At 43.4% G+C, this 21563-nt stretch carries 22 protein-coding genes; 6 read left to right on the forward strand and 16 right to left on the reverse strand.

The features are described from left to right. The first annotated feature begins 43 nt into the window (after positions 1 to 43). Complete coding sequence (locus tag NSS87_RS29860; protein ID WP_339243952.1) at positions 44 to 886, forward strand: aldo/keto reductase; 843 nt, start codon at positions 44 to 46, stop codon at positions 884 to 886. A 73-nt stretch (positions 887 to 959) separates the two neighbouring features. On the opposite strand, the gene NSS87_RS29865 is transcribed toward NSS87_RS29860, so the two are convergent. The 4 genes from NSS87_RS29865 to rlmN form a co-directional block, all read right to left on the reverse strand. After that, complete coding sequence (locus NSS87_RS29865; protein WP_339243954.1) at positions 960 to 1889, reverse strand: AEC family transporter; 930 nt, start codon at positions 1887 to 1889, stop codon at positions 960 to 962. 151 nt (positions 1890 to 2040) lie between these two features. Next, positions 2041 to 2520, reverse strand: coding sequence for a transcription elongation factor GreA (gene greA, locus NSS87_RS29870; protein ID WP_042131553.1), 480 nt, complete (start codon positions 2518 to 2520; stop codon positions 2041 to 2043). 170 nt (positions 2521 to 2690) lie between these two features. Then, entirely contained in the window at positions 2691 to 2978 is a 288-nt protein-coding gene (locus NSS87_RS29875) for a DUF6509 family protein (RefSeq protein WP_339243957.1), read from the reverse strand. Between the two features lie 77 nt (positions 2979 to 3055). Further along, the gene (rlmN, locus tag NSS87_RS29880; protein ID WP_042192804.1) at positions 3056 to 4126 is read right to left on the reverse strand and encodes a 23S rRNA (adenine(2503)-C(2))-methyltransferase RlmN; all 1071 of its coding nucleotides are present in this window, start codon (positions 4124 to 4126) and stop codon (positions 3056 to 3058) included. 156 nt (positions 4127 to 4282) lie between these two features. Between rlmN and NSS87_RS29885 the strand changes: the two genes are divergently transcribed. Next, positions 4283 to 5344 carry an endonuclease/exonuclease/phosphatase family protein gene (locus NSS87_RS29885; RefSeq protein WP_042192806.1) on the forward strand — a complete coding sequence of 354 codons (1062 nt, stop codon included), beginning with the start codon at positions 4283 to 4285 and terminating at the stop codon, positions 5342 to 5344. Positions 5345 to 5367: 23 nt separating this feature from the next. Here NSS87_RS29885 and NSS87_RS29890 read toward each other — a convergent pair whose 3' ends face one another. The 6 genes from NSS87_RS29890 to NSS87_RS29915 form a co-directional block, all read right to left on the reverse strand. Next, the gene (locus NSS87_RS29890; protein ID WP_339243960.1) at positions 5368 to 6663 is read right to left on the reverse strand and encodes a polysaccharide deacetylase family protein; all 1296 of its coding nucleotides are present in this window, start codon (positions 6661 to 6663) and stop codon (positions 5368 to 5370) included. A 5-nt stretch (positions 6664 to 6668) separates the two neighbouring features. Further along, complete coding sequence (locus NSS87_RS29895; RefSeq protein ID WP_042192810.1) at positions 6669 to 7391, reverse strand: hypothetical protein; 723 nt, start codon at positions 7389 to 7391, stop codon at positions 6669 to 6671. Positions 7392 to 7568: 177 nt separating this feature from the next. Then, a complete protein-coding gene (locus NSS87_RS29900) occupies positions 7569 to 8231 on the reverse strand; it encodes a glycosyltransferase (RefSeq protein ID WP_339243962.1) in 663 nt (220 codons plus the stop codon). A 127-nt stretch (positions 8232 to 8358) separates the two neighbouring features. Beyond that, positions 8359 to 8715, reverse strand: coding sequence for a nucleotide excision repair endonuclease (locus NSS87_RS29905; protein WP_042192814.1), 357 nt, complete (start codon positions 8713 to 8715; stop codon positions 8359 to 8361). A gap of 84 nt (positions 8716 to 8799) precedes the next feature. Next, entirely contained in the window at positions 8800 to 9774 is a 975-nt protein-coding gene (locus NSS87_RS29910; protein WP_339243965.1) for an NAD-dependent epimerase/dehydratase family protein, read from the reverse strand. 98 nt (positions 9775 to 9872) lie between these two features. After that, the gene (locus tag NSS87_RS29915; protein ID WP_339243966.1) at positions 9873 to 10430 is read right to left on the reverse strand and encodes a TetR/AcrR family transcriptional regulator; all 558 of its coding nucleotides are present in this window, start codon (positions 10428 to 10430) and stop codon (positions 9873 to 9875) included. Between the two features lie 309 nt (positions 10431 to 10739). Between NSS87_RS29915 and NSS87_RS29920 the strand changes: the two genes are divergently transcribed. Next, entirely contained in the window at positions 10740 to 12230 is a 1491-nt protein-coding gene (locus NSS87_RS29920; RefSeq protein ID WP_339243968.1) for a peptide MFS transporter, read from the forward strand. 61 nt (positions 12231 to 12291) lie between these two features. Here NSS87_RS29920 and NSS87_RS29925 read toward each other — a convergent pair whose 3' ends face one another. Both NSS87_RS29925 and NSS87_RS29930 read right to left on the reverse strand, forming a co-directional pair. Further along, positions 12292 to 13707 carry a hypothetical protein gene (locus tag NSS87_RS29925; RefSeq protein ID WP_339243970.1) on the reverse strand — a complete coding sequence of 472 codons (1416 nt, stop codon included), beginning with the start codon at positions 13705 to 13707 and terminating at the stop codon, positions 12292 to 12294. Positions 13708 to 13908: 201 nt separating this feature from the next. Further along, positions 13909 to 14661: an SDR family NAD(P)-dependent oxidoreductase gene (locus NSS87_RS29930; RefSeq protein ID WP_042192824.1), complete on the reverse strand. Its 753-nt coding sequence runs from the start codon at positions 14659 to 14661 to the stop codon at positions 13909 to 13911. A gap of 188 nt (positions 14662 to 14849) precedes the next feature. Between NSS87_RS29930 and NSS87_RS29935 the strand changes: the two genes are divergently transcribed. Next, a complete protein-coding gene (locus NSS87_RS29935) occupies positions 14850 to 15491 on the forward strand; it encodes a helix-turn-helix domain-containing protein (RefSeq protein ID WP_339243971.1) in 642 nt (213 codons plus the stop codon). A gap of 58 nt (positions 15492 to 15549) precedes the next feature. Here NSS87_RS29935 and NSS87_RS29940 read toward each other — a convergent pair whose 3' ends face one another. From NSS87_RS29940 to NSS87_RS29950, 3 genes are all read right to left on the reverse strand, one after another. Further along, complete coding sequence (locus tag NSS87_RS29940) at positions 15550 to 16662, reverse strand: nitric oxide synthase oxygenase (protein WP_339248702.1); 1113 nt, start codon at positions 16660 to 16662, stop codon at positions 15550 to 15552. A 148-nt stretch (positions 16663 to 16810) separates the two neighbouring features. Beyond that, the gene (locus NSS87_RS29945; RefSeq protein ID WP_339243972.1) at positions 16811 to 17089 is read right to left on the reverse strand and encodes a hypothetical protein; all 279 of its coding nucleotides are present in this window, start codon (positions 17087 to 17089) and stop codon (positions 16811 to 16813) included. A 78-nt stretch (positions 17090 to 17167) separates the two neighbouring features. Beyond that, on the reverse strand, positions 17168 to 17989 hold the full coding sequence (locus NSS87_RS29950) for a methyl-accepting chemotaxis protein (protein ID WP_076284952.1): 822 nt from the start codon (positions 17987 to 17989) through the stop codon (positions 17168 to 17170). Positions 17990 to 18095: 106 nt separating this feature from the next. On the opposite strand from NSS87_RS29950, the gene NSS87_RS29955 reads away from it, so the two are divergent. Together NSS87_RS29955 and NSS87_RS29960 are read left to right on the forward strand one after the other, a co-directional pair. Further along, entirely contained in the window at positions 18096 to 18947 is an 852-nt protein-coding gene (locus tag NSS87_RS29955; protein WP_339243973.1) for a metallophosphoesterase, read from the forward strand. 182 nt (positions 18948 to 19129) lie between these two features. Continuing rightward, positions 19130 to 20236: a DUF4163 domain-containing protein gene (locus NSS87_RS29960; RefSeq protein ID WP_339243974.1), complete on the forward strand. Its 1107-nt coding sequence runs from the start codon at positions 19130 to 19132 to the stop codon at positions 20234 to 20236. 61 nt (positions 20237 to 20297) lie between these two features. Here NSS87_RS29960 and hmpA read toward each other — a convergent pair whose 3' ends face one another. After that, positions 20298 to 21503 carry an NO-inducible flavohemoprotein gene (gene hmpA / locus NSS87_RS29965; protein ID WP_339243975.1) on the reverse strand — a complete coding sequence of 402 codons (1206 nt, stop codon included), beginning with the start codon at positions 21501 to 21503 and terminating at the stop codon, positions 20298 to 20300. Between the last annotated feature and the right edge of the window lie 60 nt (positions 21504 to 21563).

The raw sequence follows: 21563 nt of genomic DNA on the forward strand, positions 1-21563 counted from the left end.
ACATACCAATAAACTTTTAAATATCTCAGGAGGTAATTTTATTATGGCTCAACATCTACAGGATACAACTGCATTACACAACGGGGTAAACATGCCTTGGCTTGGACTTGGTGTATTTCAAGTCGAAGAAGGCTCTGAGCTGATCCAAGCGGTTAAATCTGCTATTGCACACGGCTACCGCAGCATCGATACAGCAGCGATCTATCAGAATGAGACTGGCGTAGGTCAAGCGATCAAAGAAGCTTTGCAGGACAACAACCTGTCCAGAGAAGAGCTCTTCGTAACTTCAAAGGTCTGGACTGCAGATATGGGCTACGAAGAAACCATTGCCGCCTACGAAGCTAGCCTAGCTAAGCTTGGACTTGAATACCTTGATCTATATCTTATCCACTGGCCTGTAAAAGGAAAATATAAAGAGACTTGGAGAGCACTTGAAACCTTGTATAAAGAGGGACGCGTAAAAGCAATTGGGGTCAGCAATTTCCAGATCCATCATCTTGAAGATGTGATGAAGGATGCGGAAATTAAGCCGATGGTAAACCAAGTGGAGCTCCATCCTTATTTGAGTCAGCAAGCGCTGCTTAGCTTCTGCCAGGAACAAGGAATTCAACTGGAGGCTTGGTCTCCATTAATGCAAGGGCAATTGTTGGATCAGCCTGTACTGAAACAAATTGCAGCTAAACACAGTAAATCCGTAGCTCAAGTGATTATCCGTTGGGACCTGCAGCGTGGAATTATTACCATTCCAAAGTCTACTAAAGAGCACCGGATCATCGAAAACGTAGATGTGTTTGATTTTCTGTTAACAGAAGAGGATATGAATCTAATCAACGCTCTGAACCAAGATCAACGGGTAGGTCCTGACCCTGATAATTTCGACTTCTAAGAGATTACCACTAGGTAAGTAACAGTAAAAAAAGACCCTATCTTTCAGAAATGAAAGAGGGGTCTTTTTGTCTTTACGCACCTTGCACTAGCACAATAAGGATCGGCAACACAACAAAGGAAGCAAGCGTCGTCCATAAAATACATTTGGATACCAGCTCTGGAGAGGCGTCAAATCGCTCCGCTAATACCACCGCGTTGACGGCAACTGGCATGGAGGCCAGAATCAGCAGCACAGAGAATAAAATACCATCAATATGCAGAATAGATAATCCGAGGTAGGCCACTAGTGGAGCTAAGATTAATCGAATGATCATCCCTGTCCAAAAAGTAGACTGACCCTTACGTTCAGATGACATGGTTCGTACTTTGACCATCTGTGCACCCAGAATCGCCAGTACGACTGGTGAATAACCTCCGGCAACCATGGAGACCCCTGTAGCAAGCTCAGAAGGTAAATGCAGGTCAAATATTCTAAGAAAAAGTGCTAGCATAGCTGCATAGATGGCAGGGAGAGAGAACACGGACTTTACCGCATTTTTCACCGAGAACTGCGATCTAGCCGCAAAATAAACGCCCACAGTATTCACGATAATCATCTGCCCAATCACATACACAGAAGCCTTATCGAGCCCAAGCTGTCCGAAAGCCAGCAACACCAAGGGAAGTCCATAATTCACACTATTCGTAAATGTCGAGACCAGAGTCAATCCCGATATTTCAGAGGGGCCGAGCTTCAATAACTTTCCGATGATATTTGCAATCGCCCATAAAAAGCACAGATTTAGCAGCGAAAAAGCGAGAGTCTTGTAAATATCATCCATAGAAATCTCGGCCGTAGCCAGTGTATTAAGAATAATAGCCGGCGTTAAAAAGTATAAATAGAGCGTCAATAACGGCTTGGTATCCAGATTCTTAAACCGTCCAAGCAGTGCACCGACGATCACCGGAATGGATAATGGCACGATGACTTGATACAACGTTGATAACACGCTCTGGATCATGAACAGTACTCCTCTGCTCTAAGTTACTCTAAACTATAAGCGCAACAGAGCAAGACGTCTAAGATATGAAATCAATATACACAATAGCCATTACCTATAATTAAAAAAGGTCTCAACCCCTATAACGGGGTTGAGACCTTTTTATCATGTGTTACATCATTTTGATTTCAAGCAATTCATATTTGATGATACCCATTGGTGCGTTTACACTAACGATATCCCCGACTTTTTTACCCAGCAATTCCTTGCCCAGCGGACTTTCATAGGAAATCTTGTTGTTTAGGACATCTGCTTCAGCAGCCCCTACAATTCTATATTCAATCTTCTCGGAGTATTCGATATCGTTCAGGGTAACGATACAACCCATACTAACCTTTGACAGATCCATCTGACTCTCATCTACGATCTTGGCTTTGGTCAGCATTTTCTCCAAAATCATAATACGAGTCTCCATGAACGATTGGTCGTCCTTGGCCGAATGGTACTCGCTATTTTCCTTCAAGTCTCCATAGCTGATTGCCAATTTGAGCCGTGCTGCCAATTCCTTGCGCCCAGGGCCCTTCAATTCCTTCAGTTCTTCCTCTAATTGAGCCAATCCTTCTTTGGTCAAGAACACTTCTTCATTAGACATGTATACAACTCCTATTTTGGATGCTTTTTAATATTTTAACCTATATTTCACATTCATGCGACAAGCATAAACGCCTTCGGCGTCCTTGTAAGGACGGTAAGCGTTTAAGCGAGAAATATAAAAATCCCTGCCACAATTGAACATTGGGCAAGGATGTCAATGCTGCATCATTATTCTGGCAAATGCTCTTTACAGAAAAGGAGTAATGCTGCTTCCTCGTCCTCTTCCATATCAAAGTCAAGCAACTGACCTGTTGTTGTCTCCTGTAGATCATAACTCACGATGCTAACTTGATCTTCATCCACTTTAATAATCGCTCTAGCGGATACTCCGTTCTCTAAATAGAGCTCATCATCTTCTGGAACATCCAGTTGAACCACGAATTCATACCGTTTACCGGTTAGTATACCAAAAGGATCTTTAACATTCTCCACGTTGTAGCTTGTAAATGTCAACATTGCTCAATCAACCTCTTTTCCTAATACCTGCCACGTCATTGTATCACAAAAAGCTGCATGAAGGGGTCGCCCGTCCCTTAAGCCATAGCTTTCGACTTCTTGATCTGCTTGCTTCGCAATTGTCCGCAAGCAGCATCAATATCTACACCATGCTCCAGACGAGTGCTTACGCTGACGCCCTGCTTCTTCAAGGTATCAAAAAAGGCTCGTACGGTCTCCCGCTCGCTTCTTTGATATTGACTGTGCTCATCGACTGGATTATAAGGAATCAAGTTCACATTGACGAGCTGGCGCCGGTCGCCGATTAGCTCGGTCAGCTCAAGCGCATGCTCCTTGCCGTCATTTACATCCTTCATCAGAATGTATTCTAACGTAATTCTGCGATTTGTTTTTTCCAAATAATAATCTATGGACTCCATTAGCTTCTCAATTGGAATGGCCTTGTTAATCTTCATAATCTTCGTCCGCAGCTCATTATTAGGCGCGTGAAGCGATACTGCCAAGTTCACCTGTGTATTCGCATCGGCAAATTCAACGATTTTGTTAGCAAGCCCACTCGTCGATACAGTAATACCTCTTCCTGCGATGGCTAATCCTTTGTGGTCCTTAATAATCGATAAGAAATTGAGCAGGTTCTTGAAGTTGTCGAACGGTTCGCCAATTCCCATGACTACAACGTGACTAACCTTTTGTTCGAGGTTTGCTGCATCCAAATGCTGCTGAACCTTCATAATCTGCTCTACAATCTCACCGCTGGAAAGATCACGACTCTTCGCTAACAGTCCACTAGCGCAAAAGCTGCAGCCGATATTACATCCAACCTGAGTAGTGACACATACGGACAAACCGTATTTCTGTCTCATAAGCACCGTCTCGATCAGGTTGCCATCCTTCAAACGGAATAGGAACTTGATCGTCCCATCCGCAGACTCCTGCTTCACATGTTCTTCCAACGTATGGATCACATAGTGCTGCTCCAATAATTCTACACAATCTTTATTTACATCGAGCATTTCTGAGAATTCTGTAATCCGCTTCCGATAAAGCCAATCCCAGACCTGCGTAGCTCGAAATTTTTTATGTCCACGTTCTAACAGCCATGCCGCCAGTTGATCAAAAGTTAATCCATAAATGGATTCCATATTCATTCGTTATCCTCTTTTCAAAACATTAAAGTTCAGTCCATCACTACTCATTGTCTCAAATTTTTTTTATTTAAACAAGGGGAGTTGTAGCGAAGCGTCGAAGTTTACACCATTAGAAGTCCGTTCTATGAAATTACATCTGAGGAGAGATCGAATCAAATGAGCTCAACCACAATAAAAATCATCGGTTTTGCCCTTCTAGCTGCCGTTCTAATCTTTGGTGGCTTTTTACTGTATATTACCATTACCGATTATAAGCCGAAGGAGACTACTCCACTAACGGTAAACCATAATCAGGAACAAATGATGAAGCAGGGAGAACCTTTTGCAATAACAACCTTTAATATTGGTTATGCTGGGCTGGATAAGGATCAGGATTTCTTTATGGATGGCGGGACCAAATCACGTTCAAGCAGCGAGGAACAATCGAGGACAAATCTTGAGGCAATAGCCTCTCTAATGACCACTTCAGGATCAGATTTATTTATGTTGCAGGAGGTAGATCTCGATTCTTCTCGTAGCAACCATATAGATGAGGTCTCCTTGTTATCGAATACCTTCTCTGATTACAGCAACGTATTCGCGACGAACTACAAGGTGCCTTGGGTACCGATTCCCGTTCTTGATCCGATGGGCTCAGTAAATAGCGGTTTATTAACCTTATCTAAATTCAGTAGCACAAGTAACGTTAGATATGATCTTCCGGGAAAAGAAAGCTGGCCTCGTCAACTGTTTGAACTTGACCGCGCCTTTTTGGAGAGCAGATTCCCCGTCGATAACGGGAAAGAACTGATCCTGATCAACCTTCATTTATCAGCCTTTGACCAAGGGGGAACGATTCGCAAGCAGCAATTAGAATATCTTTCTACTTATATTCAGAGAGAGAATGATAAAGGCAATTACCTCATCTTAGGCGGAGACTGGAATCATTCTTTACCGGGCACAACCCCTGAGGCCTTTGAGACTACACAAGCTTGGCCAGAATGGCTACAGCAGTTCCCTGAAGATTTCAAACCGGAGGGCTTTCAATGGGCTGTTGATGCTAAAGTGCCGTCCGTCCGGACACTTGATATAGCTTATTCAGAAGGTGTGAATTTCCGTGCTGTAATTGATGGCTTCCTAGTTTCACCGAATATCACAATAAGTGGCGTACAGGGCCATGACCTATCTTTTGAACACAGCGATCATAACCCTGTAACAGCTACTCTTATTCTAAGATAAGACCCAATCATGGATCATTGATGTTATTTAAAAATGACGAATTTCATGTTTTTCCCTTTTAGATACTGAATGATAGCAGGCAATGCCTCTACGGTAATCTTCTTTTCGTGAAAAAGATATACAGCACCGGACGGATCAGTATGATGAACAAATTGAATGACGTCTTCTGGGGTCTTGCGTCTCCAATCCTCGGAATCACGATTCCATAACAATACTTTCATCTGCTGTTCTGTCACTTTGGCTGCTAACTTATCATTAATCGCACCATATGGCGGCCGAAAAACAGTAATCGGCGATTGAATGATTTGCTCCAATGCCTGGTTAGCCTTCGCCAAATTATTCTGATTCTGGTTAGCCCCATTGTCGGTCATCTTGCTATGATCCCACGAATGACTTCCAATCGACATCTGATGTTCATTCGCATACATAACCGCTTCCACATTATGAGCGACCTTATTCCCAACAAATAAAAAGGTGGCTGCCACCTCATGTTCTACTAGAATATCTACGATTTCTTTCGTATACTTCGACGGACCATCATCAAATGACAAGGCCACGTAACCCTTCGGCAGGCTATAGGTGTATTTATTCCCGGTTAATTTAATCTCCTCATACCGCTGTGTTTGTTCTTGAGGAGGCTCTGTAGGTTCTGGTGTAGGTTTAGAAGGTTCTGGCGTAGGCTCAGACTCCTCTTGCTGGCTAGGGGTCGTTTCTATTTTACCAATAGGAGGAATGAACGGTAGAGAGACTATTTTCTCGATCCCCTCAGCGCTGGCGCCTAGTGAGGGACCTTCCAATCCTTCTGCACGGTCCATAACATGACCACCCATTCGAAGAGACAACAATACAACTACTAAACAAGCGAACATGATACTCTGCAGCCTAAGTCTTCCAACCCGTTTTTTGCTCTTCTTTCTTAGCCCGCGTGCTGGAGGTATAGAGGGTGGCGTAGTTTCAACAGTAATCTCTTCCTGTACATGGGGATCGTTCACTTGCTTTAATTGAAGAAGCTGAGACACATAATATTCAGAGCAGGCAAAATACATAGTTTCGCTGAAGGTTTGGTTCATAATAATCAGTGTGCTGTAATAACTATTACGAAATGGATCCCACTTCGGATACAATGACAATCTCATTCTTTCCCCGAAAAAGGGAGCCAGCGCGTTTAGTTGTTCATATGTAAATTCGTCTATGTTTAGCATGCGTCTGGCATACCCAATATCACGGGTTAAACCTACTTCAATCTGATAACCGGCCTGTTCATGCTCAAGCGACAGCAACTCAATCATTAGAACAGTGCTCGGTTCATTCATTGCCATGAATCTTATGTATCTCCGTTTTCGTCATTTCGTCCCGCCAGTGTGCTTCCATTCCCAAAAGGAACGGTCATACGATTTGTAAAATCGCTGATCATACCGGAGAGATATGCTTTTTCTTGGCGGATCGTATCGTATTTCTGTCTTAAATGCGCGTTCTCAGTTTCAATCCGTCCGAGCTTCTCTTCCAGATCATTCATCTTCTTGAGCTTCTCTGCATGAGCTTCGTTATGCTTTTGGATCAGATTTACATACTTTTGATGCTCCAGATCAATCGTACTCTTTAATTCTTCAATCTCTGCTGTGAGGGTAGTCTGAAGCTCCCGATAATCTTCCAGCACTTGATCGACTTTCAGATTCTTCTCAATCAATTTATGCTCAAGCTCTCGAACGTTCTTCTCTCTTTCCTCAATCACTTTATTGAGATTCTTCATGTCCCGGTTCAAACGTTCAACATGGCTGCTGGAATGAGTCAACCGATCCTGAAGTTCATTAATATTCGTCTCAGCATGCTGTCTGGCCTGAATGATCTGCTCCACGGAGAAGATCAAATCGAGTGATTTTTTATCAAGCGGCGCTTTCCCTGTAGTAACCACTCCTGCTAAAGTCTCGCCAGCAATCTGTTCCTCTACTTCCTCGCCCTGCTCTTCTGATAATTGCACCTTTTGAACCATACCCGGTTTGGACTGCTTATCCACTGAATCTTTCTTTTTAAAAAAGGGAGAAATCATTGATCTTATCACCTCAATTATAAAAAAATGTCAAAAAATGTCGAGTGCCCACGAGTCTATTATAGTTTACTTGTGTTGTCTGTAAGTGAGCCTTTATATCTAACTTTTTGAATTGGATCAAAAGACCTAAATTCTTGCCAATAACAAGAAAAAAGCACCCTTGCGGGTGCTCTGGTTTTAATTAAATTTATCGGGGAATTGTTTAACAATACCCTCGGTTAGTATATCTCCAAACATAATCATATGCTCGAGTCCTTTATCGAAAGCGACGATCTCGGCATCCCAATCCTTTTTAGCTCTAGCTGTCACATCATCTGTTATTAGCTCCAAATGTTCATGAAGCATCTCTTTCAATTGTTCATACGAATATTTGGGATTCTGTGCGCTAAGGAACTTAGCAATGTCGTCAGCGTTGTCATACCACTCTTTATTATATTTTTCTAAATCCGCCTGATTTCCTGCTAGTGCAGCAGCAACTACTTTTCCGGCAATAAGGATATGCTCCCGCAATAATTGAGCTAGCTTATCACCTACTGCCTCACCGTAATACGGCTTATAAACATTCCCTATCTCCTGCTGATTCTGTAGCAACCTTGCCAGTACCTTCTCTTTGTCCTCGGAATTCGCAAAGGCGCTAACTATGTAGTTTTTCGTCCATATCACATGATCGCTCCATAGTTTCCTGAGATTATCCTTAAGCTCTATTACAGAGGGCGTAAAGCATTGCTTGTGTGAACTCTTTTTCTCTTTGGCTGCAGCATCGGCAGTTACAGGCATTACACTAACAACAAGGAACATACACAAAAAAACTAACTTCGCAATCAAAAACTTAGGCTTCAATATGACCTATCTCCTTTTAAGCATCTATTATCAATCTTGTATAGTGTGTACCGATGCTCTTATTTCATTCCTATCTTCCTTTACATAAAAAAAAGCACCGTCATTAGACGGCGCCTCTTCCTTAAACTTATCTGAACATCACTTTATCTACATTGTATTTAGACTTCAATTCATTAATGATATACGTTTCGTAGATCTCTCTATGAACGGGGCTCTCGATTAAACTTACATCAATTCTGGTGACCTCGTCCCTATGCAGCTTAATATCAGATACGGTATCTTCAAAATGTTTTTTGATTCTGGGTCTTAGCTTTCTCGCTTTACCTACAAACAACAACTCATCTTGGTCATTGTAGAACATAAAGATACCGCCGTAATCTCTAGGAATCAGATGGAAATCAGTGAATCCGTAGATATTGCTTAACTGCGGGTTGATTTGTTTAGTAATACTAACATCCACATTGGGCATAGTTATGTTGATCATTTAGCTCACGTCCTCTTTCTATATAGGAGTAAATAGTATCATAAGTTAGCCTTTTATTCTATCTTTCACAATGAGCCTGGCTCTTTATTCTGCCTTGGACTGACGACTCATTAGAACTTGAACAGTCTCTGTTATCCCTTGCTCAAAAGGAGTAGCGGGAATTGGACCCACAACACGCTCGTATTTACCACCGCTTAGGACCACAGGCTCTTTGGTTAAATACAGCATTTCAACGATCTCTTTCATGACTGGAACGAATATACCGAGCAGCGATAGTCCAGTCTTTCCTAATGAGATAACGGGCTTCTTGGAGCCGCTTGCTGCTTGCGCTATTCTAACGATATCTCGTCCTGAGATTGTGCCTGCCCCGGGAATGTTCCAATTCTGACCATAAGCTTCATCTCTACTAGCGAGCTCAATAATCATGACAGCGGCATCCGGCAAATACACATACTCACGGGCAACGGTCATATTTCCGATGAACACTGCAGGTTTACCTGCAGCGATGGACTCCAGAGTCGATCCTAAATAGGAAGCCTCATTGGCAGTAGGCCCATAATAATCCGGTAAACGGACAATGAGCCGCTGTGCTTTACTCCAACGCTGGCTAAAAAACATTTGTTCAAACTCAAGTTTCACTTTACCTTTTTTTGTATGCGGATTCTTCGGATATTCCTCGTTGATCGGCTTGTCATTCTGTCTTCTTCCATAAGGATAAATGCCATCCACTGCGACAACCTTTATCCCCAGCTTATTAGCCGCCTCCATGACCGCCTCTCCCATAGGTAACAGTCGTGTGCTCATTTCATTATACGGAACAGATGCACTATGAAAAATAACATCCACATCCTGTGCAGCTGATAATACGTCCTTCGCATTAAATACGTCCCCTGCTATTAGCTTAAGAGCGGCGGGATTACCCAGCTTCGTTGCAAGCTTCTCCAACTTTGGAATCGATCGCCCAAAGGCCACCGTTTCTATCCCTCTCTTTAATAATTCAGCGATAATTACTGTCCCTGTTCCCCCGGTTGCACCAAGCACAAGCGCTTTTGTTAACATAAATGATCCCTCCTATTATTGTTATTGATTAATCACTAACTAACGATCATAAATCTAAGAGCCTGAGCTCTTAGATGTTAGAATGAATTTCATCTCTACTACTCTTTCCGGTGTTTCGGCTTCAACTCTGGCATTCCAAGAGCCAAAGAAATATTACAGAGCATACCATTGGCCATAAAGGTACTTACCTCTACTTCAGGCTGCTCGATCCCAGCGGCGACAAACTTCTCGTGCACAAGGTTGGTGATCTCAAGCATTCCTTTTTGCATCGTTTCACGGATGACTTCATCGCGAATCCCTAACCCCTGAACTTGCAAAATAATCTCATTCGGATGTGTCTCCATCAACAACTCGTATACTTTAATGCTTTCCTTTAACACTTGATCTGCTGTGCCCTCTACTCCTTGAAACGAACGAATAATCCGTTCAAAAGCCCGCTCTAAGGAAGCAACAAACAATTCTTCTTTATTCTTGAACACCTTAAACACATAGGGCTGAGAAATACCTACCTTTTCCGCAACCTGTGCTGTCGTAGCTCGGTAGTAGCCATTCTCGGCGAATACAACAACCGCTGCCTCCAAGATTTGTTCTCGGCGGTTTACGGAAACCGATTCATCCGCTTTCTTGCGACCGGAACTAGATTCTGTTGTCATCATAATCTCCTTACACAACCTAATCCATTAGGTTATTGATCAATCACTTTCTTGATTAGAGTATATGCTCATCTCCTAAATAATGCAACTTAAAATCAACTATAATTTTTACAACTTTCATCCGTACAGAAAATACAGTAAAAGTTATTTCCCTATTTCCACTGGAAATATTACTAAAAAATATGACGTTATTCAGAACCTTCTCGCCAAAGGGTTGTGATTTTCCTCATGAGGGTATTATAAATATTAAGGTAGTGTAGAGTTGTGTTAACTTCATGAAAAGAGCAATTAGCATCTAGGAGGATTTGATTCATGTCAGCAACAGACAGGCAAAAAATTGTAGATAGTGTCCCGCAAACCGGATTTTTCGGACATCCTAAGGGACTATTCACACTCTTCTTTACTGAATTTTGGGAACGTTTTTCCTATTATGGCATGAGAGCGATCCTTGTTTACTACATGTATTATGAAGTAAGCAAAGGCGGGCTCGGATTTCCAGAGGATATGGCCCTTTCGATTATGTCTATCTATGGATCACTCGTATATATGTCTGGAATTATAGGTGGATGGCTTGCGGATCGAATTTTCGGGACTTCGAAGGCAGTCTTTTACGGCGGCGTTTTAATTATGTTTGGACATATTTTATTGGCCATACCGGGGAATGCCACACTATTCTTTGCTTCGATGATTATGATCGTGCTTGGAACCGGACTTCTTAAGCCCAATGTATCAAGTATTGTAGGCGAAATCTACAGCGAACAAGATAACCGCCGCGACGCTGCTTTCAGCATTTTTTATATGGGTATTAATCTCGGCGGATTCATCTCTCCACTGATTGTAGGCGCTGTAGGTATGAATAATTTCCATCTCGGTTTCTCGATTGCCGCGGTGGGCATGTTTATTGGATTAGTTGTTTACTTAGTGACTCGCACCAAAAATCTAGGTCTGGCAGGTACGATTGTACGCAACCCGATTCCAGCCGAACAAAAGAAAAAATTATTTACTTGGATTGGCATTGGACTAGTTGTGCTTGCTGTATTAGTTACGGTCGGCATTCTTACTGGAGTACTCACCTTTGAGACATTCATTAAAATCGTAGGGGTGTTAGGGTTACTTATTCCTACAATGTACTTCATCGTGATGTACCGCAGTCCCAAAACAACAGCTGTAGAGCGATCACGGATTCTCGCGTACATCCCTTTATTTATTGCTTCGATTATGTTCTGGGCGATTCAGGAACAAACATCAACAGTTCTAGCAAGCTTTGCTGATAAGCGTACCCAGTTGGACTTTGCAGGCATACACATTTCTCCAGCTTGGTTCCAATCGCTTAACCCGCTATTTATTATCGCCCTTGCACCTGCATTTGCATGGCTTTGGTTAAAGCTCGGTAACCGCCAACCAACGATTCCACAAAAGTTCTCGCTTGGTTTATTGTTTGCCGGTCTGTCCTTCCTAGTGATTCTGGTACCGGCTTACTTCGGTGGAACCAATTCACTGGTGAATCCATTATGGCTGGTTCTCAGCTACTTTATCGTCGTCATTGGGGAACTATGCTTGTCGCCTGTTGGCTTATCAGCAACAACCAAACTGGCGCCAGCTGCTTTTACCGCTCAGATGATGAGCATGTGGTTCTTGTCCAATGCTGCTGCACAAGCTATTAATGCTCAAATTGTGAAGTTCTATACCCCGGATACCGAAATGCTGTACTTTGGAGTGATAGGCGGAGTCGCCATTGTGCTCGCGTTAATTCTCTTCCTGTTCTCTTCTAAGATTCAAAATTTCATGAAGGGTATACGATAAATATATAAGGCTGTCGGGATATTCCCGGCAGCCTTTTTTTGAATCAATATTCATGCCAGGTCTACACCAGAAACATAGCAACAATCGTTGTAACTATCAGCCCAATCAGCACCGGTTTGACATTGCGTCTAGCGAGCTCAAATGGACTTACGCCGCAGATAGCGGCAGCTGGAATTAATGCCCATGGGATTAGCGTTCCCCCGCCAACCCAAATGGCAGATACCTGACCGAGTGCAGTTAAAGTAGCTGCGTCGGAATGTGTGGCAACAGCGAACAATTTTCCGATGGACCCCGCAAGTGAGATTCCCGAGAACCCTGAACCATCAAGGCCCGTAATGGCCCCTGTTATGGTAGCGGTCACAGCACCTACAGCACCATTTAGAGGTACATTATGCGCCAGAGCAACTCCTAGATCATTAACAATTCCCTGAGATGCAGCAGGTAAGACTTTGCCAAACAATTCAGCAAAGGCCGAATCTCCCAGATAGAAGAATGCCGCAATTGGAATCACTGGACCGAATACTTTAAAGCCAAATGTAAGTCCATCGATTAGATATGAGGTGACTTGCTCCAGTCCCTTATTACGATGTGCGAGCAACGTAACTACAACCAAGATAAATACAGCAGTCCCGCCAACTAAGGCCGTTGCATCTCCACCCTGTAAATCCAGTAGAAACATGCCTGCTACATCAGCTAGAAACAAGAGTGGGATAACGATCGCCAGCCATTTCTTCAGTGTGGGAGGAATCACCGCTTGACCCTCGACCGCGTCGCTGTCTGCAGCTAGCGCATTCGCGGCACTTCTCCCGGAAATAAGTCCGTCTCGCCAAGTACCGTTCTTCTGATCTCGTCGCATCATCCAATAAGCTGTTACCGTAGTGACTACACCCATCACTATAACAAGCGGAATACTCGCTTCCATGACACTGCTTACCGGAAGTCCTGCCGCATCTGCCGTCAATTTAGGTGCACCTTGAATAATATAATCACTCGACAGCGCAATCCCATGACCGAATAGATTCATCGCAATCGCTGCTCCAAGTGCAGGCAATCCTACGCGAATAGCAACGGGCAGCAGCACAACCCCTATCAGGGCCACTGCTGGCGAAGGCCAGAAGAACCATGATGTCACCATCATAATCAAGCCAATGCCCCAAAATGCCATAAACGGCGTACGTAAAAAGCGGGTAAGTGGGGCAACCATCGTCTCGTTTATTCCGGTACGTGTTAATACTCTGCTCATGGCTACAATGATCGAAATAATCATAATCGTACCCATTAGCTCTTTTGTTGCATATACAAAAGAGTTGAATACGCCTGTGACTGAACCACTAACCGTTTCTGTCGCGAGCCAGCCTAATACAAAGATACCTGCAATACAGATCATCGTTGTATCCCGCCGCTTAATCAGAAGTGCCATAATGAACACGATGAATGCCAAATATACATAATGGAGCGCTGTTAATTGGATGCCCATCTCTGAACCACACCCTTCTCCTGCTTACAAGTGCTATATGTTATGCAGGGATGTAGGCTAATGTTCGGTAGAAATGGGCCATTAAATGTTTATCATTTAAATAGAAAGAGACGCTTTTGCTAATGTAAAAAAAGCCGCCCCACGCATAGATAACATCTACGCATGAGACGGCTTTCTTAGTGTTGCCTATTTAGAAATTTATTATTTAGCCACGACTCCGCCATCAACTGGCAGTTCAACACCTGTAATGTAAGAAGCTTCATCGGAAGCCAAGAACAATACAGCTTCAGCTACTTCAGAAGCACGTCCAACGCGTGGCAATGCAGTCTGGGACATAAAGAAGCTATGCATTCTTTCATCATTTACAAATTCAGCACTCATTGGAGTTTCGATAAATCCTGGGTGAACAGAGTTCACGCGAATGTTATCTTTACCAAAGTCTACAGCTGCTGCTTTACTCAGCATACGAACGGCACCTTTAGAAGCTGTATAAGCGCCAGCACCGCTGCTGCCAGTCAAACCTGCGATGGAGGAGATATTGACGATGGAACCACCTTTATTGTTCTTCATTTGAGGAACAACATGTTTCATCCCAAGGAATACGCTGCTTACATTAATGTTCATTACTTTGTTCCATTGATCAACAGTGGATTCAAGCAATTGAACTGGGAACGAGATCCCTGCGTTATTTACCAGGATGTCGATTTTTCCAAATTTGCTAATCACATCTTCTACAACTTTGATCCAGTCTTCTTCGGAAGCTACATTATGTGCATAAGCTGCGGCTTTTCCACCATTGGCTTCGATTTCTTTTACAACTGCTTGTACAGCAGCTTCGTTAATATCAGTTGCTACAACTGTAGCACCTTCTTTGGACAATAAAAGGGCTTCTTCACGACCCATGCCGCTGCCTGCACCTGTAATAATTGCTACTTTATTAGTTAGACGATTCATAATTAAGTCTCCTCTATAATCGTATTGTGATATAATAATTCGAGTGATGATAGTCACACTATCACTGTGATATTCATCATATCATTTTTACGAAATAACTACAACCTCTCCTTGCTTAATCCAATAAACGGTGGATATAATACTAATAATTAAAGAACCTAATTAAAAAATGGAAGGGTCTATCCCTCATGAATCCTAAAGCACGCTATGAAAAAGAACGATCCGACGGTAAACAGCAGCGATTATATACGATTCTCGAATCCGCAGAACGAATATTTTCGCAAAAAGGAATTGAAAAGTCGACGATGCAGGATGTCGCTAGCGAAGCAAATATAGGGATTGCGACGCTGTTTCGATATTTTCCTAGAAAAGAAAAGCTCATCGTGGCGGTGGCCACCCGAATGCTAGAGCCAATGCTCGATTACTTTAAGCATGTAGCTGACTTGCCACTTACCTGTCTCGAAAAGATCGAGATGTTATTTGATTTCTTTATTCAGGATCAAAATCATTTAAGCATTATTTTTATGGTCAATTTTGAAAGCTACGCCTCTCACTTAAATGAGCCTGTTGAGGACGTTCTGGATTTCAATGCATTAAACCGTAAGATTTGGCATGAGTACTCCAGGATCATTCAAAATGGAGTAGAAGACGGTTCTATTCGCGCCGATCTCCCTGTGAAAGAGACCTTAATCACGCTGATGAACAGCTTTGCTCTCTTTTCCAGAAAGCTAACGATGAAAGAGAACATCCTCCTGCTAGAATCGGATTTAGACTCCGACAAGCAGCTTAAGCTTCTTAAACAAATCTTTCTAGAGCATTTAAAAGCCTAAAAAGCGCCAGTTTCCTTATGAGGGGAACTTGGCGCTTTTTTGATCATAAATTGGATTGCTAGTGAAAAGGACAGGTGGCCACAGGTGATCGCTGATAAAGGAATCGAGGGCTGTAATCATATTCTTTCAGTTTACTGTCATGCCAAATCGGTGTAGACGACGGAGACATAGGGGGGATCAGCCATGACCAGCGTCCCGAAACCTGACGTCCATGTCCCTGCTCCTGCTCTTGAAATCTCACAAATTGATCGGCTGCTGTATGGTGATCAACGATACTGACCCCAGCTTGCTTAAAGGAATGCAGTACTGCACGATTCAACTCAAGAAGCACCCGATCCTTCCAAAGCGTTGTGTTACTGGAGCGGTCAAGTCCCATCAGATCAGCTACAGCCGGCAAAGTGTTATATCGTCCAGTATCCCCTAAGTTACGTGAGCCAATTTCGGTCTCCATGTACCAGCCGTTAAAAGGAGCCGCGGGGTATACAATCCCGCCAATTTCCAACTGCATGTCCGAAATGATCGGCACAGAATACCAGCGAAGTTGAAGCTCTGCAAAACGTTCAATTTCGGGATGTGTTAACGGCACCTCTTGAATGAGGTGTTGAGGAATAGGAAATACATGGGGGTGCCCATTACCTATGCTGATCACTAGCGGCAATACATCATAATTGCCCCTTGTTCCCTGCCAGCCTAGTTGTTGGCACACTTTCGTAAATTCATCCGATGCCGGATCACCAGCGCGTTCATGTTCAGCATCACCAGGATATCCCGCGTAACGAATCAATTGATGGTTCCAAATCCGGATTCTCCGATCAGGAGCTTCCCCGCTGCGGAAGACCGTGATAAGTGGACGAATACGTCCTCCATTATTCGCCTTTTCCAGATGTCGCAGCAAAGCTTCAGCAATATCCTCCTCGGTCTCTGCCAGACGTTCATCCATCAGCTCAATGGATTGCCAAAAGAGACGGCCAATGCAGCGGCTATTATTTCGCCAAGCCATTCTCGCCCCATGAGCCAGCTCTTCCCTTGTATGTGTGTAACTCCCGGATTGATTAATTTCTTCTCGTACGGCTTGGATGCGTTGATCCATCTCAGCTTCAGTCTTATCAAGTTCAGCATAACAATGCCGAATGAAAGCCTCCGCCTGCCGGGTTAACTCTTCGATGTGCATGCCATTCATATCCTTTATCCTCCATCTAAGCCATGCTAGAACTCTCGTTCCAGTATACCACCCACACTCCTAAGCTACATCCTTAGGGGAATAGCACATGAGAACAACCCGTGAAGCTTATTCGCTTCACGGGTTGTAGCAGGAACATCTAGCGTTCTGAACGTTTCCCTTGCGTCTTCAATGCAGCAAGCCTGCTCTTATCCTCGGCCAGCAGTTCTTCAGCCAACTCCACACCTTGGGGACCTAACGAGGCACGAGCTTGCTCTACCGCCTGTTCGGTATGCGCCAAACGGTTCTCAGCCTGTGCCAAAGTCTGTTCTGTTGGATGACTATGCGCCTGAGAGACAGAGAAATGAAGCTTGCCTAAAGCATTTTTGGCTTGAGTTACATTGTCGTTCGCTTGCAGACTGGAATCGGGTTGTTTCATAAATGAAATTCGCTCCCTTCTGAAATGCGCCTGTTCTCTTCTAGCATGGTTTAGGATAAGTAACTTTATGCATACACCCTACTGGATGATGGATTGCATGAAAGTAGTCATTTCTTTGCTGGCCTTATTCAAGCGCTCAATTACCCCGCTGAATTCAGTGACCAATTCTGCTTGTGCGTGTGAAGAAGCAGAGATCGCTTCAATTTCTTGCTCCATTTGCTTAATGGACTTTTGAACATCACTCAGTGATTTTTCAATATTATGGGTTGCTTCTTTAGTGTTAACGGACAGTTTGCGCACTTCAGTAGCAACCACCCCAAAACCTGCCCCTTGCTCTCCTACACGCGCGGCTTCGATTGCCGCATTCAGCCCAAGCAGGTTCGTCTGCTCAGAAATCTCACGAATGAAGCCGGCAACCTTATTCACTTCTTGTGATTCCGTTACGGCTCTACGCGTATTATCTAATATTTGCTGCGAAGTAGCTGATAATTCCTGAGATTGGGCAGCTACGCTCTGCACCATCTCCATTAGATGACTACTTATCTCATTAATCTCATCTGTGAATCCTTCAAGCTTATTCTCGTTCTCTAGTGTATAGGCAATGGCAAAAACCCCGATTACATCATCATCCGTTCCGTAGATAGGTACACATGTTGAGATTACAGGAGCTCCATAAATTTCTGCTGGGATTCGGTTAGAGCTTGCTATACCTTTCAGTCCATTTGAAAGCGACAGATCTTCAGGAGGGATAGGGTTACCCTTAACCAATCCGAGATCAATAACTTTACTTGGTGCGTAATAATGGAAGATCTCCCTGTCCGTGATTCCAATCATAATATCCTGCGAGTGAATCTTTTTGAAATAAGGTGCTGCGAGGACTAAGGCATCGATAATACTCATCTCTTCATCTCCCATATAAAAAATGTATATGTAGTTTTATCGTCACAATGGGTTATTAAATGAATATTGTCATAGTAGAGTAACAATCCCCACGTATGATTTGTTTATGAATACTATTAGCAGACGCCAATTTCTGAAGAAAAGTGCTCAAGTGTCGCTCGGGCTGCTTGGAACCGCAAGTGCATCCGGCATTTATTCACACTGGGTTGAGCCCTACTGGCTTGAAGTTAAACATATAGATATAAAGCTTCCTCTACTCCCTCCAGCATTCGATAGATTTCGTATCGTTCATTTCAGTGATTTACACTTAGGCGTGTATACGAAGTCCGAAGCCTTAACAGAGTTAGTACAGCAAATTCAATATGTAAGTCCAGATCTGATCTGCTTCACAGGGGATCTACTAGATCATTCTGTCGATTATATTTCTGAGGCTGTGGACATCTGTTCACAGTTGCGGGCACCCTTTGGACAATATGCTGTGTTAGGTAACCACGATGCTTTTGGCACTAGGAAAGCTGTGACGAAAGGGTTAACGCAATCTGGATTCCACGTACTTCATAATGAACATATTGTCTTAAAAAAAGATGCGGAGGCGCTTTATCTAGCTGGAGTGGATGATCCGTGGGTCGGCAAAGCAGATATTCATCAGGCGCTACGCCATATCCCTGATAAGGTATGTACTCTACTCCTTGCCCACGAGCCTGATTTTGCCGATGAATACAGTGATCTTCCCATAGATCTGCAATTGTCCGGCCATAGTCACGGAGGACAGGTGCGTCTCCCATTTGTAGGTGCCTTGTATACCCCGCCTCATGGCAGTAAATATTCAAGCGGATTATACCAGCTCCCAGATAGTCGACTCCAGGTCTACACCACACGCGGAATTGGAGTGACTCGTATGCCTATACGTTTTAATTGTCGTCCCGAGCTTACCGTAATTACTTTAAAGTCCTCATGATTGTGTCAAAAATTAATAAATGGTTAAAAAGTATATACCTTTTGCACGTCTATGCAACAACACTGTAACCGTGTTTGTAATCAAATCTATTTGGGGCCTAGGTATAATTGTAGGAGTGATAGATAACATCAAAAATCATAATGAACTACATAAGCCCATCATTGGAGAGGAGAAATTAAATCATGAACAAAACTGTGAAATGGACGTCTGCTGTATTAGCAGCTGGAGTATTACTTGGAGGTACTGGACTCATCGGAGGGAATTCTGTTCTAGCTGCAACCACTGGTACAAAAACAGTCACACAAGCCGTTCAGCAGCCTTCTGTGGTGCTTAAATATAAAGGCCAAGTCTTAACGCAGCAAGGAAAAATCGTAGACGGAAATACGATGATCCCTTTAACTGTATTGCGTGATGCCTTCGGCCTTGCTATTCAATACAATTCAACCACAAAGACTTACAGTGTAAGTAGTGACTCGGTGAAGCTTAACATGGAGGTCTCTGACTATGGCGTCAGTACCGATTTGAACGGATATTACATTTATAGCATGACCGGAAATCATGAAGTGAAGATGATCAACGACCGCTTATATGTTCCTTTCAAACTGTTAAATGATTATTTAGGTGTTCAAGGCGTATATAATCCAGCCCAGAAATCGCTTGAACTTAGCAAAAAGGTGATGAATGACATCAAGATCACCTCTGTTACCTTAGACAAGAGCAATAAGAATGCTAGTATTAAAGTACAATATCCAAAGATCAGCGGTCTGGCGGATGAAGTACAAAACACGATTAATGCTTCCTTCAAAAAAGAGGCTGAACTGTTCGCATCAGAAAGCGAAAAAGAGGCTAGCCGCAGAGATGGTACAATAGAGAATAAATATGACTACTCTCAAACTTATGTTGTCACCTTTAACCGTGAAGGCGTACTTAGTATTGTAGTCGATCAATATGGTTACAGCGGTGGAGCACACGGCGGTACCATGCGCGAGGGACACACCTTCTCGCTGAAGGATGGTAAGAAGATAGAGCTTAAAGACCTGCTAAAGGCAGAACCAAACTACAAACAAAAACTAGATAAAATGTTGAAGGAAAGCACCAAGGATATTGCTTTTCCGGAGTCAACTGGTGGACTCACAGATAAACCAGCCTTCTACGTCAGTGAAAGTGGCTTAGCTATCTTCTATCAACAATATGAAATCGCACCTTATGCAGCTGGAATTCCTACCTACACCTTTAATTTCAGCTCAATACTGCCTAAAGGCACCGATCCATTTGCTTCTTTCAAATAAACACTAACGCAAAACAAAAAGCGCTTCAGCCAATCGGCTAAGGCGCTTTTTGTTATCTATATTATTCTTCTAAACTGCCGGCAGGTCCAAAAAATTCAAAATGAATTCTGTCATCAGGTACCCGCCATTCCTTGAGCGCCTTATATATGACCTTCATAAATGGGGTCGGCCCACAGAAATAGAATTCAGAGTTCACATCTGCTATTTCTTGAAGCCAAGAAAGATCAATATAACCAGATCTATTGTACTTGTCGCCTTCTCCTGGAGATTCATAACATACATAGGACCGAAGAGAAGAATGAGATTGTGCTAAATCTGCCACCCTATCTTTCATAGCATGCAAACTTCCATTGATGGCTGCATGAATATAAGTTACCTCGCGTTCTGGCTGTGCAGCAATTATTGTCTCCAGCATACTTACCATTGGGGTTAAGCCCACACCCCCACTGATTAGAACCACCGGAGTGTCACTACGCTGATCCAGTACGAAATCGCCCGCTGGAGAGCCCACTTCTAATATAGAGCCCACTTGGACGAAATCATGCAGATAAGTGGATACGACGCCCGCAGGTCTATCTATCCCTTCACCTTCCCGTTTAACAGTGATACGGTAATACGCCTGTCCCGGAGCACTGGACAAACTGTAGTGGCGAATATGGGAATATTCTTCCCCCTCGGGCTGAATACGAACCGTGATGTACTGACCCGGGAAATAAGAAGAGATCGCCCCTCCATCCTCAGGAGACAGGTAAAAGGAAGTAATAAGCTCACTTTCACTAACCTTCCGAGTGACCACAAAGTTTCTGAATCCACTCCAGCCCCCCGGAGCTTCCGCAGCTTCACGATACTTTTCTGCTTCCACACCAATGAAAGCATCTGCGATTACACCATAGGCTTTGGCCCATGCATCTATAATTTCCGGTGTTGCCGCATCGCCAAGTACTTGTCCAATCGCAGCTAACAACGTCTCACCCACGATCGGATAATGCTCAGGTAATACACCCAGTGCTCGATGCTTCTCTGCAATCTGTTTTACCACCGGTAAGATATTCCCTAGTTGATCAATATTCATAGCCGCTGCTAGGACTGCGTTAGCAAGCGCTGTCTGCTGTCTGCCTTGCCGCTGATTGGCATGATTAAATATATTTAATAGCTCTGGATGGTTTTCAAATAACATGCCATAGAACGTCGTAGTAATGGTTGTTCCATGAACCTGTAATACAGGAACTGTTGATTTTATAATAGCAATCGTTTGTTGATCTAACATATGAATACCCTCTCTCCTGCAATTAGATAATGCCTCTATAAAAAGCATATAGAAGCTGCA

Origin of the sequence: Paenibacillus sp. FSL F4-0243 (assembly GCF_037963295.1) — a bacterium.
In the GTDB taxonomy this organism is placed as follows: domain Bacteria; phylum Bacillota; class Bacilli; order Paenibacillales; family Paenibacillaceae; genus Paenibacillus_AQ.